At 37.7% G+C, this 17187-nt stretch carries 13 protein-coding genes; 2 read left to right on the forward strand and 11 right to left on the reverse strand.

Going from position 1 to position 17187, the window contains the following annotated elements:
* Window positions 1–211: 211 nt before the first annotated feature.
* Window positions 212–967, forward strand: coding sequence for a LytR/AlgR family response regulator transcription factor (locus tag ACLTWA_RS04680; protein WP_412326406.1), 756 nt, complete (start codon window positions 212–214; stop codon window positions 965–967).
* A complete protein-coding gene (locus ACLTWA_RS04685) occupies window positions 964–2520 on the forward strand; it encodes a GHKL domain-containing protein (protein ID WP_412326407.1) in 1557 nt (518 codons plus the stop codon). Before ACLTWA_RS04680 ends, ACLTWA_RS04685 begins: the two co-directional genes overlap by 4 nt.
* Window positions 2521–2626: 106 nt before the next feature.
* Here ACLTWA_RS04685 and ACLTWA_RS04690 read toward each other — a convergent pair whose 3' ends face one another.
* The 11 genes from ACLTWA_RS04690 to ACLTWA_RS04740 form a co-directional block, all read right to left on the reverse strand.
* Complete coding sequence (locus ACLTWA_RS04690) at window positions 2627–5287, reverse strand: HAD-IC family P-type ATPase (protein WP_412326408.1); 2661 nt, start codon at window positions 5285–5287, stop codon at window positions 2627–2629.
* Window positions 5288–5832: 545 nt separating this feature from the next.
* A complete protein-coding gene (locus tag ACLTWA_RS04695; protein ID WP_412326409.1) occupies window positions 5833–6510 on the reverse strand; it encodes a DUF554 domain-containing protein in 678 nt (225 codons plus the stop codon).
* A gap of 100 nt (window positions 6511–6610) precedes the next feature.
* Window positions 6611–7462, reverse strand: a complete 852-nt coding sequence (locus ACLTWA_RS04700; RefSeq protein WP_412326410.1) for an AraC family transcriptional regulator — start codon at window positions 7460–7462, stop codon at window positions 6611–6613.
* Between the two features lie 91 nt (window positions 7463–7553).
* Window positions 7554–7967: an ester cyclase gene (locus ACLTWA_RS04705; protein ID WP_412326411.1), complete on the reverse strand. Its 414-nt coding sequence runs from the start codon at window positions 7965–7967 to the stop codon at window positions 7554–7556.
* A 23-nt stretch (window positions 7968–7990) separates the two neighbouring features.
* The gene (locus ACLTWA_RS04710; protein ID WP_412326412.1) at window positions 7991–8959 is read right to left on the reverse strand and encodes a phosphotransferase family protein; all 969 of its coding nucleotides are present in this window, start codon (window positions 8957–8959) and stop codon (window positions 7991–7993) included.
* 64 nt (window positions 8960–9023) lie between these two features.
* Window positions 9024–9497 carry a pyridoxamine 5'-phosphate oxidase family protein gene (locus ACLTWA_RS04715; RefSeq protein WP_412326414.1) on the reverse strand — a complete coding sequence of 158 codons (474 nt, stop codon included), beginning with the start codon at window positions 9495–9497 and terminating at the stop codon, window positions 9024–9026.
* 600 nt (window positions 9498–10097) lie between these two features.
* Window positions 10098–10352: a hypothetical protein gene (locus ACLTWA_RS04720; protein WP_412327177.1), complete on the reverse strand. Its 255-nt coding sequence runs from the start codon at window positions 10350–10352 to the stop codon at window positions 10098–10100.
* Window positions 10234–11178, reverse strand: a complete 945-nt coding sequence (locus ACLTWA_RS04725) for an NAD(P)H-dependent oxidoreductase (protein ID WP_412326415.1) — start codon at window positions 11176–11178, stop codon at window positions 10234–10236. Before ACLTWA_RS04725 ends, ACLTWA_RS04720 begins: the two co-directional genes overlap by 119 nt.
* A 1443-nt stretch (window positions 11179–12621) precedes the next feature.
* Window positions 12622–13062: a GNAT family N-acetyltransferase gene (locus ACLTWA_RS04730; RefSeq protein WP_412327178.1), complete on the reverse strand. Its 441-nt coding sequence runs from the start codon at window positions 13060–13062 to the stop codon at window positions 12622–12624.
* Window positions 13063–13873: 811 nt separating this feature from the next.
* Window positions 13874–14350 (reverse strand): hypothetical protein, encoded by a 477-nt coding sequence (locus ACLTWA_RS04735; protein ID WP_412326416.1) that lies wholly within the window; start codon window positions 14348–14350, stop codon window positions 13874–13876.
* A gap of 1885 nt (window positions 14351–16235) precedes the next feature.
* Window positions 16236–17084, reverse strand: a complete 849-nt coding sequence (locus tag ACLTWA_RS04740) for a PhzF family phenazine biosynthesis protein (protein WP_412326417.1) — start codon at window positions 17082–17084, stop codon at window positions 16236–16238.
* Between the last annotated feature and the right edge of the window lie 103 nt (window positions 17085–17187).

Here is a 17187-nt window from a genome sequence, read left to right on the forward strand (position 1 = left end):
TTAAAGCAAATGAATATCTGCCTCAGAAAACAACTATACCATAGCATATAAATCATCTGACCGGTGAAAACAGGCTTGAGAACTCACTTCCTGTCCCAAACCGCAATCCTGATATATATTTCAGGACATTTTTCATATATTCAGGACAAATTCTTTTCATACGGAAGGGGATTTGTTATACTATTACCGATTGAAGAAAGAAGGTGAGGCTATGTTAAATATTGCGATCTGTGATGATGACCAATTTACACTCAAGCTTGCATCCGGCATGCTGGAAAAGGCAATACAGGCAAGCAGGACAGAGGCCAGAATCGTCTGTCTGGCCTCTGCCGGAGGAGAATTATTAAATTTCATAAAGAATACATCCGGTCCTTATCTTTATTTTCTGGATTTCGATTTTGGTAAAACTGAATTAAACGGAATTGATCTGGTACGGAGAATTTACCAAATAGATCCTGATGGGAAAATTGTTTTTGTAACGAGTCATACGGACAAGGGAATGGATATATTAAGAAGTGGGATACGTGCGTTCGGTTTTATTGAGAAAAATCCTGAACCGAATAAGATGATTGAGGAATATATAAAATACCTGAAAATGGCAGCTCCCGGTACCCAGGATTACCGTGTGATCCCTTCGCTGGAACTGCCTATTGGCATTGATGAAACAATACGTCTTTCTATCCCGGAAATCGCTTTTGTGGACTCTGTAAAAACAGTGGCTCATTCGATCTGCTATCATACCTTTGACGGCTCGGAAGTCACAGTCCGGGATACCATTGAACATGCACAGAACCTGCTGGGAAAAGATTTTATCCGCTGCCATCGTTCCGTACTTGTAAATAAGAATCATGTAGTATCTCTAAAAAATGGAGTGCTGAAATTATCAAACGGTGCCGCTATCTCCTGTGCTATGGGGAAAAGAAAAGACATTATAGCCGCCTGTTTTTTAAAGGAGAAAATATTATGATCGATATATTCGGTACAGGCCCTTATATTACGATGGCAAAATTATTACCCGCAAGCCTTCTGGAATTTGGGCTGTTTTATCTTCATTTTTTCTGCTTTCTCGCCGCAGTCTTATGTTTAAAACGAATCACCTCAAACCGCATAGCAAACATAACCGCTCTGCTTCTGCCTGTTTTTCAGATAATCTATGTATGGTCAGTAAGCATCAAATCGGAATTTTTATTTTCATTGTCCTTAGCCTTTCTCCTTACGGCACAGGTCCGTATCGTAAAGCTGATTCCTCTACAGGCTTTGGACTATGCTTTTTTATTTTCCGCCATGCTTTTTCCCAACAGGCTCTTTAATTCCACCTCCGCTTTGCTGGGAAACCTGTGGTTTTTCTGGATATTGTTCTGTGTCATTTATACGACTGCCAAAACAGGCCTCCGCAGATTAAGAGGCTTTCATTTCGTATGCTATTTTCTTTTTGTTTTGCTTTCTCTTTCCATGTATTCCTATTCCTTAGCCATTCTTTTCCTGTTTCCGGCTCTTACAAAGCTGATAGGAAGTTCTGCATTGGGTATTTTATGTGCCATAACACTGATGAGCCTGCTTTTTCTTTCAATTGCATTCCTTATCAAGGCAAAGTTCCACTCCCGGCTGTTACAGCTAAACAGCCTCGGTAGAAAATACGAAAAAATCGAACGGTACTTTTTTGGACTATCTCTCCTTATACTGGTGCTCTTTACCTTTATCTTTCTGCCGTTTACGATTCTTCAATTACAGAACGCCCTTATTATGTTATTAATTCCATGCTTATGCCTTATATTTCTTTGGGCTCAGATGCCTTTTATTATCCTTCTTTTTCGTGTTGCTCTTTATAAAGATAATGCCACCTTCCATGAATGGGAAAATGAAGGAATTGCTTCCTATTATAAGGGGCTTGCCGGAAGTCTTATTGCCATGCAGAATATGCGTCATGACATCAAAAACATATTTTATACCATGGGGAATTTCGTAGAACGCAGCAATGACCCTGAAATGAAAAACTTTTTCTGGAAAAAGATTTATCCCTATTCTCTGGAATCAATCAAACAAAGTGAACTGCTTTCCACACTGTATCAAATTCCAATTGAATCCTTGCGGGCATTTTTAAATTTAAAGATCTCTCAGGCATTGAGTCAGAAGATCACGGTCAGCCTGCAAGTAAAAATCATCCCGGAAAAATTTCAAGTTGGCATTGACATCATTGATCTTACCCGGATTCTTGGCATTCTATTGGACAATGCCATTGAGGAAGTGATTCAGGTTCAAGATGGCACAATTGAAATAAAGATTGCAGGAAATGAAACCGGCTGCTCCTACATTATAAAAAATACCATTACAGAACAAACACAATCACATGGAATTTATGCTGGAAGAACGAGTAAGGGCACCGGCCACGGAAATGGACTACAGATTGTGAAGCAGCTTCTGGCACAGTATCACAATGTAACATTAAACTCTTCAATGCAGAATCAGACTTACGTTCAAAGTCTGAATATTTCTATAAAAAACGAAAAAAATCACCAATGAGGATTATCCGCAATAGACAGAATCGCCTGAACACATACAGACAATTCTATCTATTGCAGAAACTCTTATTGGTGATCTGTAAAAGTAATTTCTTTCATCTATCCTTTTATTTTCTCTTTAATAAGCGGATAAATTTATCTATCTCAGCAATTACCAATACAATAAAGCCAGTTGCAATGGATATACTCCATTCCAGGATTGTCAGCGGCTCTGTATGGAACATTGCCTGCATAAACGGAATATAAGTAAGTCCAAGCTGCAGTAATATCATAATTCCGATAATCAAAAATGCTTTTGGATTGGTGAAAAAGGCTTTTGAGAAAGCCATCTCTGAGGTTCTTATATTAAATAAATAAAAAATCTTACTGATAACAATGATATTGACCATCATTGTACTTGCTGTTTTCTGGTCCGCTCCCATACTGATCAGCCAGTCGTGAGCCAAAATACTGACAACAGCCATAAGAACAGAAACATAAGCCATCTGAATCACATCATGGCGGTTCATTAAATTACTTCCGGTCTTTCTTGGCGCCCGTTCCATGATTCCATGCTCCGCCGGCTCAAAGATAAAGGCGAACTGAATGGTAATCGCGGATACCATGTTGATCCATAAAAGCTGGGTCGCCTGTAATGGCATACCGCGCTGCATCAGCAAGGTGAAAGCAACAATCAGACCTTCTGCAAATGACGTGGGCAGCAAAAAGAGAATACTTTTCTTAATATTATCATAGATGCGGCGTCCTTCTGCAATAGCGGTAGACATCGTGGCAAAATTATCATTTGTCAAAATCATGTCTGCAGAATCCTTGGCTACATCCGTTCCCTTTAAGCCCATGGCAATACCGATATCTGCCCGCTTCAGTGCCGGGGCATCATTCACGCCGTCTCCCGTCATTGCTGTTACCTTATTTCTTGCCTGCAGGGCTTTTACGATCTCCAGCTTATTCTTGGGGGTGGTACGGGCAAAGACCTGATAATTCAAAGCAACGTCCTGTTTTTCCGTTTCGGACAACTTATCCCACTCAGGACCTATAATAACCTTTACTTCCTCTGCGAGTCCCAGCTTTTCAGCGATTGTTTTGGCTGTGATCGGATGGTCACCGGTAATCATTTTAACTTCCACACCTGCTCTGCGCATCTCCCGAAGTGAACCAATGACTTCTTCCCGCGGCGGGTCAACAATTCCTGCCAGTCCTAAAAACTCTACACCCTCGTGCAAAAGCTCATGGGTGATTTCTTCCGTATCAGAAGAAACCTTTTTATATCCGACTGCAACAACACGCTTGCCCTGTTCAGAAAGGCTGCGTACTTTATCGCTCCATAACTCTATATCAAAATCCTTGTTTTCTGTTTGTGCCATCGGAAACAGCTTATCCGGAGAACCCTTGATGAACACAAAACGATTGCCCTCGGCATCCTCCACCATCTTGGCCATGTAGCGGTAATCCGAGTCAAACGGCAACATATCAATCTCTTCATAATGAGATTCCTCATCATAAGGAAACACTTTATGGTAAAGGGTCAAGAAGGAACCGTCGGTAGGCTCACCATTGATGATCCAATGACCATCTTCCTCAACAAGATATGTATCGTTTGCCCCATATCCTGCTTCTAAAAACAGCTTCAGCTTCGGATCTAATTCCACCGGCTGGTCATTTTCTGTTATTTCCCCTTTTGGTTCATAACCATTTCCCGTTACCTTATAGGCATGACTGTCAATATAAATATTTTTAACCGTCATTTCATTTTTTGTAAGGGTACCTGTTTTATCTGTAGCGATTACATCAACAGAACCCAGGGTTTCCACCGCCGGCAGAGATTTTACAATCGTATGCTTTCGTTTCGCCATATCACTGACACCCATGGCCAGAATAACAGACGTGGTAGCCGGCAAACCTTCCGGAATGGAACCCACAACCATCGTAACGACTGCCAGGGAAAGGACAGAAATCGAATAGGTCCCAAAAAAGATTCCCAAAGCAAACAATACAACGGCTGCAATTATTACAACAATAGAGACACCTCTGCCAAGATGATCAATTTCACGCATGAGTGGTGTTTTTCGTTCTTCCACGTTATTTACTTCCGTGGATATTTTACCGATTTCAGTATTTGCTCCGGTTTGAACAACAACGCCTAATCCGCTGCCATTTGTCACAAAGGTTGAGGCAAACCCCATATTAAACTGTTCCGCAAGTGCTACATTTTCATTTTCAATCGTATCACATATCTTTTCTACCGAGTCAGCTTCACCAGTCAATGCAGATTCCTGAATCTTTAAGTTATCCGCATCAACGATACGCAAATCAGCCGGTACGATATCTCCGGCCTCCAGGAAAACAACATCTCCCGGAACCAACTCATCCGCAGTCATATCCGTCCGCTCTCCATCACGGTAAACAGTGGCTCTGGTTGAAAGCATCGCTTTAATTTTGTCCAGTGCATCGGAAGCATTGGCCTCCTGATAATATCCAATCAATGCATTGACAATAACAACCATTGCAATAATTACCGCATCGGAATAGTGACCCATCAATAAGGTTAAGACAGCAGCGCCGATAAGTATATAGATAATCATATTGTTAAACTGTCTTACAAAGATTTTCCACTTTGGCGTTTTTTCACTCTCTATCCTGTTCGGGCCATATTGGGCAAGACGTTTCTTCGCTTCTGCTTCACTCAATCCTTCTTCAAAATTTTGATCCGGATAATCTTGCTGTAATTCTTCAACACTAACTTGATAATGCTCTTTACTTCGTTCCATTTTTTTCTCCTTATGATTGAATATATCTGAGTATAACAAAAAAGCACCTCACCGTATGACAGGTAACGTACTATACGCAGATTATTCCCTCTTATAGAGAAAAATATAAAACTTCAAAATCCCAGGCTCCGCTTCGCTAGAGTCTTCAGACATTTTCTTCCACCTCCAATCATCTTTTGATGTCAGTTATTATAGTATAAATACTATGCTTTGTCAAGAAAAAGCTACTGCTTTTATGGATTTAAATTAGAATTATTGGAAAATTCATTTATTTAAAACAGATAAAAAAACTGATCCTTGCCTTTTTCTAAAAAGTTCCGTCTATTGCCTGACTTTTACATCACTCACCGCAATCCTCCGTTTGCATTCCTGTAAGCTGCTTCTGCTTACAGGTTATCGTCCAATCGGAGGACTGCAAGTCCAGGGTCAGATTTCATGAATGAAATAACCGTTTGAAGGCTCTCGTCCTGAGTGACGTATGACACAACTAATAATTCGTATTATAAATAATATAGTAGACCTGCTATATGTCAGATATTCCTTTTTCAGAATAAGCGAACAAGTAAAAACCAAACCGCCGGGACCAGCAAAGCCGGTAATAAATTGAAGGTGTGAATAGATTTGATCTTTAATATAGATAATCCTGAAGCAAAAATAAGAAATCCTCCAACGATTGACATCTCCGTCATCAGCTCTGGTGTAACAAACGGCCCCAGTTGATATGCAAGAAGAAAAATTCCACCCTGCCAAAGAAACAATACCAATGCGGATAAGGCAATCCCAACTCCATAAGTGGAACCCAGTACAAGAGAAGTGACAAAATCCAATGCCGCATTTGTAAACAAATACGTATGGTTATGATTCAGTGCGCTTTCAATCGGTCCAAGAACAGACAGCGTTCCGAAGCAGAAAAGCATAATGGCAGTTGACAATCCCTGACCCAAATTTGTTTTGGAGTATTTTCCCACAAATTCAGTGAATTTGCTGTCTAAATTTATTGCCGTACCCAATATACCGCCAATGGCAAGACTTATAATAAATAGAACGGGATAATTACTATTAGACATATTTGTTATAACAGCATGTAATCCTAAGCCTGTTGCTGCAAGCCCCATTGCATCATAAAGAACTTTTTGATACTCTTCTTTCAGCCCTTTTTTTATCAATCCGCCGATTATACTGCCTGCAAGAATAGCTCCAGTATTTACAAGTGTTCCTATCACTTTTTTCTTCCTCCGTCAAATAGTTATATATATAGTAAACCCTCCAGCTGCCAGAGTGTCAAGTGATTTTTATACTTTCCATTATACCGATGTTAGCTCCTTAATTCTTTTTTACTACAGGTATCCAAACTTCATAAACTGCATTTTCCGGGTCAGGGCTTTTATAAACTTCAATATCCGGAGCATTTCCATACTCATATCCCGATGTTGGGAGCCATTCTGTCACAATTCTTCTCTCTAATTCCTGAATCGATATATTTGTTCCGTTTCCCGAAAAGACAGCCCAGGTCGCTTCCGGCACTATAAACTCTTCCAGTTCCGGGTCTTCCAAATGATTGTTTGCCACTGCTATATAATATTTCCAATCCGATTCTTCATTACATGAACTGACACCTAACAGCCCGGTTACCTCTCCCTCCATCATGCCAGCCAGCTTTTCTATTGTACCATTTTGAAACGCCTTTCCCCACAAGGCCGGAACCACTTCAAAGTTCTTTTCAATTTCTTTTTCTAATGGGACCGACACCCCAAGAATCCGAAATGCCTCTTTCTTCTCCACTCGATAATCCATAACACAATCTCCTTTTATTGTTATTTGGAAGCTGATGGGCGGATATGCTTTCAAATTATGGAGGCCACCTCTCACTTCGGAAGGTGCAATACCATGGATCCGCTGAAAAGCCCGGTTAAATGCCGTAGGTGAATCGTAACCGTATTTCAAAGATACATCTATCACTTTATTACTTCCATCCTGCAGATCTGCTGCAGCTTTTGACATCTTTCTTCGTCTAATATATTCCGATAACGGAACATCTGCCATATATGCAAACATTCTTTGAAAGTGATAAGATGAACATAATGTGATTCTGGATATTTCATCATAATCAATTTCATCCGTAAGATGCTCCTCTATATAATTTATTGCATTGTTCAATCGTTCTATCCAGCCCATATCTTACTCCTTCATACATTATATTTGCTATGGAGCTGGTTATCCTCTCTTTATTCTATCGGAAAAAGAGAGGAGGTCCAGCTTCTTTATCTTATAAAGCCGGGCAAATGATCTTTGCTTCAAACAAGGCTTCAAACGTATTTGCAGCTCCCCCGTGTTCCAGGATTTTTCCGTCTCTTACCTGATCAATATTCACCCCGGTAATACGTAACTTTTTTCCGGAAGGCTTCATCCCCAGCCATTCTCCTTTATGCGTTCCTTCCATGATAAATTCTGAAATAACATAGTCCCTGTCCGAATATTGGCGTGTAATGATCATCTTTAAATCCGGATAAGTCTTTCTTACTTCAATCATGTGCTGCTGCATCCCCTCTGCCCCAACCGGTATGATTGTTTCTCCAATTCGAATGACACACTCTTCAGACACATAATCGGGAACCTCATTAATTAAATGATTGGAAGTTATATGCTCATAAAAATACTTTACTCTTTCTATCGGATTCATTAGTTTCCTCCTGGACGCAATTATTAACGAGTTGACATTTTCACTAGTTCTGCATATTTATCACTCAATAATGCCGTTGCCCGGTAATAGGAATCTGCTGTTTCGTATCTCCGGTAAATATGCTCCTGTGCCATAATCATAAGCAAATAAATATCATACCAAAGGATTCTCCGCCTTTCTGTTTCCGAAAATCCCTTAATTCCGTATCCTCTTAGAAAATCAGCAGACTGGGCATAGGACCGGAATCCCACTTCCATAAGCGGATCCCCCCACAGGCAACGCTCCCAGTCAATCAAGCCTGTGATGTTCCCATCTTCAACAAAAATATTGCCATCCCATATGTCCCAATGCACCAATTGAGGTGTTATAACACTCTGGAATATGCCTCTATCCTTTTTAAGTTGTTCCAACAGCCCACTGGGGGAAATGACAAGGTCAATCTTTTCTTTCTCAGCATCCATCAGTACGGATTTGATCATTGCTGCAAATACATCGAACCAGCATTCCCCTTGCAGCTCCTTTTGGCCAGGATATCCAAAACGGTCACTGGTTATCCGGTTAATCTCCTGATTTAGGGAGCCTGCCAGATAATAAATATGACTTATTTGCTCAGAAGCCAGCAAAGACTTTTGAGAAGATAAGCTTTTTCCGTCTATCTTCTTCATAAAAAAATAGGGAGAACTGCAAAGTGTGCAGGAGGGATCATAAAACTCCACTTCCGGCAGCGGAACCCTGGTTTTCTGTGCCACCAACTGCATGGAGCGCACTTCCGATTCCATGATATTCTTTTCATAGGTCATGACCGTTACTTTAGGGTCGGGAGCTATTTTCAGAATGCTTTTTGTTCCATCCTCAAAAGAAACTTCGTAAGCAATATTAAAATACCCTTCTGTCAGTTCATGCAGATTTTCCATTTTTCTTTCCGGAAATGCATGTTGAATCAGCTTCGTAAGTGTGGATTCGCTTTGAATGTTTTTTGTTAAATATTTCATTTCTATGAGAACCTCCTCTTCTCTACAGCCTGTTAAGATCTGCGGGTGAGTGCCTGTTTCTGTACTAAGGCGAAACTGTTTTTTTATACCTGCAGGTTCTGAATTTTCCCCCGATCCAAAAGGTGGCCTCTAATGTGGTGAATTTCAACAATCTAAATTTTGGATCCGCGATGCCTTTACTAAAAAAACGCCGGTCAGATTCTGACCATAGCTTTTCTTTTAATATTTCATTCCCGACGAATTCGACCTCACCAACCAAAGTGACACTATCTCCCCCTTTGAAATAGCATACAGAGGCTTTCGGATTATTTTCAAAGTGAGTCGCTTTTCCATGAAGCATGGAACGTTTGGAGGTAATAAAATATATCTCCCGAAAGCCACTGCTGCCTGCTTTTGTCATGGCACAGGTCCTGGGGTAGCCGTTCTCGTTTATTGAGGTCAGGGTTGCAGTCTGAACCTCCTCCAGCAGCAAATCCGCTTTGTTCTCAATTTCTGCTGTTCTTTGTTTTTGTATCTCTGATGCTTTTATAAACTTCACCTCGCCTTCTTTTCTTTCATTTGGAGTCAGCAAATCAAGTTAAGATTCATCTTTTTTAGCTGGAGCCGTCAACTCAATATGATTTCCTTCACTATCCTCAAATTCACATACTAAGTTTTGTCCAATTAAAGTAACAGGAAAAACAATTTTCAACCCGCATAGTTTCCGGTGTAGTGTTTCTGAGTTCTCAACTTCAATACTCGGCAGGCAGTTATTTCCAAAGCTGTGAGATTCCTGTTTTTTTTTCAAAAGCAAACAGACCTAGCCTGAATCCGTTTATTTCAAAGACACTGTATATGCTGTCCCGTGTTGTCACCGGCCGTTCAAAAAATCCTCATAAAAAGCAATGGCGCGCTCCATATCTAAAACGCATAAATAATGCGAACGTATATTACAATTAATCATTTTTATCCTTTCCGGGTGTGAAATCTTGTTAGGTATGAAATCATTTATCAGAGTCCTTTTTTAATTCGTAAACTATTTTGGCTTTCATTGAATTCCACGTCTTTGGTAAGTCTTGCTCCGGTCTTTCCGGTTTCACTGGAATTGGCCTTATATTAGCCTTCTCATACATCGTGAGCTGCCGATAGTAAATTTGGTTCAATACGTTTCAAACTGTGCCATGCTTTCTGGAATATAATGATAATATAACCAGTGATGCCGTCTGTGCCTGTATTCTTTATTAATACCATCCACATATAAACATCTCATAGGATTGAATTCTACTCCCCCATGTTTAGACGCGTTCGCATAAAAAGGATGAAGCGATGGAATCCGAATAGCGTTTTTTACGAGCCTTGAATTCTTCTGACTGACGCACTTTTGCAAATGCACCTTCCATACGCTGAATGTCATAACCATGGATAAATTTTCCTGGAATGGTATCATGAGCATGTTCCAGCTGTTCCACCGGGAAAACAAACTTTGTCCTCCCCTCTTCTATCACTATATCTCCCACCATCCCGCATAAACCACAGATGGCTTTTGTAGACTCATGATCCAGATAAAAGAGCTTATTGTGACAATGGGGACATACTCCCTCTTCTCCCTGATAGGCAGCATGCTCCACATCTTTTGCAGCATTTGCCAAATTTACTCCAACTTTATGTACTTCAGCCAACCGTTTATCATCCATAATGAGCTCTTTGGCCCATGGATACCAGGTGTTATCGATAATTTTCCACATTGGAGTCAGTGCCAGCATGGCATGTTCGCATTGAACTCTGGTTCCCCAGTCAGAGCCTCCTACTCCCATGTAGGAAATCACTTTATCTTTCAGAATCCGTGGATCTATTGCCTTTCCATCAGTTTCTTCTGCTACTCTGGAACCAATGATGTTGTTTCCACGGTCCATTCTTGGACCAAAACGATCCATAATGGTATGAAACAGGCCAGAAGCCCCTTCCTCAAAGATCGGATCAGATATAATTATTCCATCCGCATCAAGCATTTTGTCCAAAAGCCAGTCGAAGTCATCCTTTATTACACACATATTTCCTTTTCCGGCCAAAAGTGTCTTTACACAGGAACAACACCCGGTACAATGCTTAATATCCAGTGAGGACATTCGGATAAACTCCACATCTGCACCTGCCTCCTTTGCCCCAATTAATGCTTCCATACATACAGAATCATTGGTTCCGTTCTTCGTTCCAAAAGAAATACCTAATACCTTCATCATAATCTCCTTTTTTATATGAATATGAATTTATATTAATTTTTTATATATGAAATCAATCACTTGGGCCATTAATGATGATAGGACCTCTGTCATCTACCAGTATATTCTCTGTTACTGCCATACAAGGTCACGAAAAACCTGGGAAAATGATTTTTCTGCTTTTGGAGGATTGGCGGAATAACGTAAGCGATTTCCTTGATATTATATGGATTGGATACATTATAAATTTCCAGTCCAGCATGGAATAACAGCAGTACTCAGGAAATGCCCTCTGCTCCAGCCTTGGTTTTTGGTCTATGGATTCATGAAGGATATGAGGACCAAATGGGGCAGCTGCACTGAGATCAGCTATGTTAATGTTGGGATAGGTAAAATTCGGAATCAAAGTAGGTTGTTTTGGGTCACTGACATTAATCATATGTATGCTGTTCGATGGCTGGGCTCTTTTATTCAAATTATTGCTATAATGTGCGTAGTTTTTTCCTTAACTTTATGCATACCTACATTTTTAACCTTTGTATTTTATTTTATGATAAATTGTAAAATAATTCAATTAAATAATGATAATTTATTGTTCGATTATTTATTTTCTCGCCATAATGAATCGCTTTTTTTTATGGATTCACCAATGCCACTTCGATTTATTAAGCGTTTTATTCTTATAAGTTATGATTTAAGCCACAAGCAATCATGCCTGTGGCTTATTGTATAAATGGAGATAGTCGAATTTGTACTCATGACCTGTTAAATGCCATTCAAATGTTCTCCCAGCATTGCTATGCCACCATATGCTAAAAACCATTTATATATGCGGTTTTTCGCCTTTTTTATTTTCAAACTATATAGCGGTTCAATTTTAAAAACAAAATCCAAGATTATTATAGTGAACTAATAATTGTCCGTATGAAGATAATCAATATTCTCTTTGCAAGCCAGTCTTTCATCGGATACCAGAGTACCTTTCTAGTAGATGCTTGTCCTGTCGATATCAAGGAGTTCAGTTCTCTTAAAAACTGGAATTTCTTAGTCATTAAAAGGACTTGTGCTAAACTTACGCTCATCGTTAGGTTCAAAAAATTCTTCTTTCCCGTAATGGGGCAGGTTTGGTTGAAGATTCTTTTCAGTTTCCATGTATTGATTTCTTTCTCATGCTTATGCAGTTTATTTAGAAAGTTTAAATGAAATTTTATACTAAAGTTTTGGTCTGGACATGGCGATGAATCATTTCTTCATAATGATTTTTTAAATATCAGATCTATTAAAAATTTTTCAAAAAACTTCTTGATTTGTAAGACCATTATAGTTTGTATATATGAATTATTCCTGCTCTAACAGTTTTGACGGAAGCCGCCCCTATTGGGCTTATAAGTATCATGTTTGAGAAAATCAAACGGTGCATGTTTATGCCTTTAAAAGGTAGAGATTGTATTATAAAAACAAATACTATAACTTAATCCAATACCTTTTAGTCATTCTTTTATTACCATTAATTACATTTTCAATTACCTCCTGAATGGTACCTCCATTTTTTTCAATTACACGTGCAAACGCAAAATTATCATCACTACAAGTTATTAAAGACTTATTCAAATATAAGTTTTGTTTGGCATATTCCAGCGCAAAAAATAGCATTTTAGTAGCAATTCCCTCATTCCATCGGGAATAACGCACGCCATATCCGATGTTACCTCCAAATTTGGCTAATGCATTTGTCAATGTATGACGAATGCAAACCTCACCAACAAATTCATCATCATCTACCATCCATAAATAGGTTCCTCTTACCCAACCCTCGGGCAGATTTATTCCAACTTCACTATTTTGGATTTGTTCAAAAATATTTCCATTTAGGTGTAATAGCTGATTCTCAGTAAAACTTGTAATTTCAAAACATCTTCATATCACAAAAAGCCATGACAATTATATATTTCCTTTATTAAAAACAGTTTTTACATATAAAACAAATGATTTCTGAATCAGGTATAACTCAAACCAATGATATAGGTATAATTGATGTAATAATTCATACATGAATTTATCCCATAGCTAATTCTTTAACATGGAATGTTTATCCGAAATTTAAATATGCTATTAAAAGTATATATCAAAATTTAAATTTATCAGCTGTCATTATTTATATGCTTCTGAAGAAACTTTAATAATACAAAAAACGACACCTCAATGATATATAATGCCTTTGAATCTAATATAATCTTTATTCATATAAAAAAGAATTTTATGACATATTAATTAAAAACACCACTGAAATTTTTTCATTGGCACTGATTTATACTCAGAAGATTTAATGATAAAGATAATAGAAACAATTTTAAAACAGGTATTATCTCGTGGCTTCAACAAATTTAAACGGTGCTAGCTATTTTCCGTATATTCTGCCACAGTTAGAGCTTGGCCTTTGATTTTAAGTTATAGGGGTAGATGTACATACGGATTCCTCCGTTTCCCTAATATATTTTTGTAAAAAACAGGCGATTCCGCGGAGCACATACTCCACACATGGAATCGCAACACTTTTGCCCAGTGCCCTATATCTAACACCATACAATCAATTAGGTAGTACGTACCTACAAAAAATATGGTTCTTGAATGACACAAAAAAGAGGTTGTATTTAACCGTTTAAGTTCAATTTACTGTTTTTATTAATATACCATATTAATCCTGATAAAATAATTTCTATTTCTTTTGTTTTCTATTCAACAAATAAATTATAATTGGAATAATTAAAATAATCCAAAACAATGCATTACGATGTAGTATTCTCCATCTCCCAAAGCCTTCTGTTAATTCATACTTATTAAATATTTGTATAAATATCGAAATCCCAATTATCTGAATTACTTCAAATAGTAAATATGAACTTAGGTACATTTTTAAATTAATTATTCTTGTAAGCAATATAATACCGATAAGTATTAAAAAGAAAAAGTTGGCTAATAGAAAAGCATTTGTAAAATATTGGGAATAATTCTTAAAATTTTCAGCTTTTACGACAATTTCTTTTTTCTTTTCGCCTGCTAGTCCATTTCCATCCAGCATTAATCCTATATAATTATATATAAATTTTAGAGCAAGCATATGAAAAGATAACACTAATATAGATATAGCTGTGACACTACCAAAATACATCTTTGTTTTTTTATTTATCATCATTCTTTTAGTTTCCCGCTCCTGCACTCACCATATATTGGTGGTTTCAAAATCTTATTCTTGTGAATAATAAAAGTATATTTCTATTGAATATAAACGAGCTGTGAAAAAAGCTTTAAACTTATCATGTAAAATTCAGGAACTTGTTCTAACATCTCTACAAGTTAATGTCCAATTTTGTAAATAAGAATATTCTGCTCGAACAACTTTGCATTATAAGCACGCTTTACTTCCCCTGTATTAGGTTTGTATATTAAAGTACCGCCTACTTCCATTGTAAGACAGCCTGAATTGACAAAACCTTTTTGAACTTCTCATTATTGCTATAACATGCTTAGTTTTCTTTTCCTTAAACTTATACATACCTACATTTTCAACTTGTTTACTTTATTTATTTTATGACAAATTGTAAAATAATTCAATCAAATAATGGAACTTTATTATTCGATTATCTACTTTTTCGCCATAAAAAATCACCTTTTTTACTTTTAATTCATTAAGTGTCCAATCCCTATAAGTTATAATTTAAGCCACAAGCATTCATGCCTGTGGCTAATTGTTTAGTGAAACACACTTTTCACCTTCATTTTTTTCAAAATCCACAACATCTTGTAGTCTAATTCTTATTTTTCTTTTCATAACCACAATACGTTATTAAAATCACTGTTTCAACATGTATCGGAAGTAGAATAGGAATCACTACAGCACCTGAATTCCTTTGGAAGTAGCTTATATTTACTAAAATTTCTTCCTGATTTTTTAACCTTTGTTAAAACCATTAGCTACTTCATCCTATAAGAGGATTTTACCTGTTTCCTGCATTCCTAGACAGACTGCACAAATTTATTTATTTCATTCTTTTTTTAATCCCAAATAAGAATCTAGCAATTCTTATTCGTTTGATTAATTCATATACGAAGACGGTAATTCCAAAAGAGGTCAGGCATATAATCACATATTGAACGAATCCTGCCTTTACATGCGGAATCGTAAAATAGCCTACGATTACAATTATAGATTGATGAAATATATATAACGAAAAAACAGATTTTTATTATCTAAATATCGGGATTTGCCCCAGTACGAACACTTCTTCATTAATCTCTCATCCCATGCCAGATATATTTCCATATCATAACGGTATGCCGATATGTAATCTGCCACATAATAACCTTTGGCTTCAAAAATGGCTGATCCCCACCAGTCATGCCTTTGGGTTCTGGAAATTTTTCCATAACATGATTTGATAGCTCATTTAATATCGTAGCTGCCAATCCTTTTATTCGCTCCAAAAAGGCTATTCCAAGTAGTTAAAATTTTCTATGAGATATCCTCTTTTCATCACATAAAGTTGCTATAGCAACAGGCCTGTTTTTGAGTACTAAAATGCAGATATTCAAATACGGATCATAATGCTTTTCTTTACGTATCTCAAAAAATGCTTATGCACAAACCGAAACCTCGTTAATACAATAGTTAAAAGCTGCTATATGCACATTCACCAGATTATCAAATGTCCCATCCCTATAAATTATAATTTAAATGGAGATAGTGAGATTCGAACCCAAAACCTCTTGAATGTCATTCAATCCCTCACCCAGTTGAGCTATACGTTGTCTTTTATCTTTACCAAATTCCTATTTAATAGACTTTTTTCTCATTATACCCTATGTCAGCCGTGGAAGAGCAAAAAAACAGGTCCGAAAACTGCATTTTTCAGCCCTGCTTTTTGCTCATTGTTCACTCAAAAACCACAACATCTTGCGGTTCACCTCTGATATTTCTTCTCTTTACCAAAATATATCATCATTGTCATTGTTTCAACATGTGTGGATTGTGTGAAAAAGATATTTCTTGAATCCAGTGAGACTTTGGTGGAAGCGCATATTTAAATTAAGAGTTGTCCTTTCACAATTATTCTAACATCTCCGGCCACCTTAATGTGTCCTGTGGATTGATCCGCAGATACTTTTATCTTGCTGGGTCTTCCTACGAAACCGCCTTGATTAATTAATATATCTTCATCAGCATTACAAATATTCCATTTATAGAGATAAGTTCCAGTCGGACCAGCCGCACTGCCGGTTGCTACATCCTCGATCAATCCTCTGTTATCCCAAGTACGACCTTCCATTCTATCTATACTAAACAAATAAACAAATTTAGCTTGAATTTTCTCTAATTGCTCCTCAAAGTCCTTGGTACTGATTTTTGCCTTTTCTAATCCTTCAGCAAGAGGAACAATCAAATATGGTAATCCAGTTGAAACGACCTCCATTGGAAGAGTAGGATGAAGATGGTCTGTTGTAAGATTTAGCGCATGCAAAAACATATTGACCAATTCACCCTCAACAGTTCCCAAAAATCTGGGTACCCCCTGATTCATCGTAGCTTGAAAATAGCCTTCCATTTTTACTGATTCCGCTTGCAAGGTTTTATTGTTTAACTCAAAAACTGCGGTTGCGTTCTGTGTTTCCGCATACAGTTTCTCGTGAATTACTGCCATGGCTCCTAAAATCGGATGCCCGGCAAAATCCAATTCCTCTTCCACAGTAAAGATCCTGGCGCGAAAACGCTTCTCTCCAGTCTGTCTGAGAAAAATAGTCTCAAATTGCTTGAACTCCTGTGCAATTGCCTGCATATATTGCATACTTATATCTTCTTCATGAAATATAACGGTCAAACCATTCCCTGACAGAATTTCACAGCTAAACACATCTACATGATAATAAATCATTTGCTTTCTCCTTTTTCACCGCACAGCATTTATATGGAAAGTTGTTTTTTATACGGTACTCTCCAGTAAGCAAATCACTTTTGTATACCCTGTATAAGAAAAC

Origin of the sequence: Lacrimispora sp. (assembly GCF_046972725.1) — a bacterium.
Lineage (GTDB): Bacteria > Bacillota > Clostridia > Lachnospirales > Lachnospiraceae > Lacrimispora.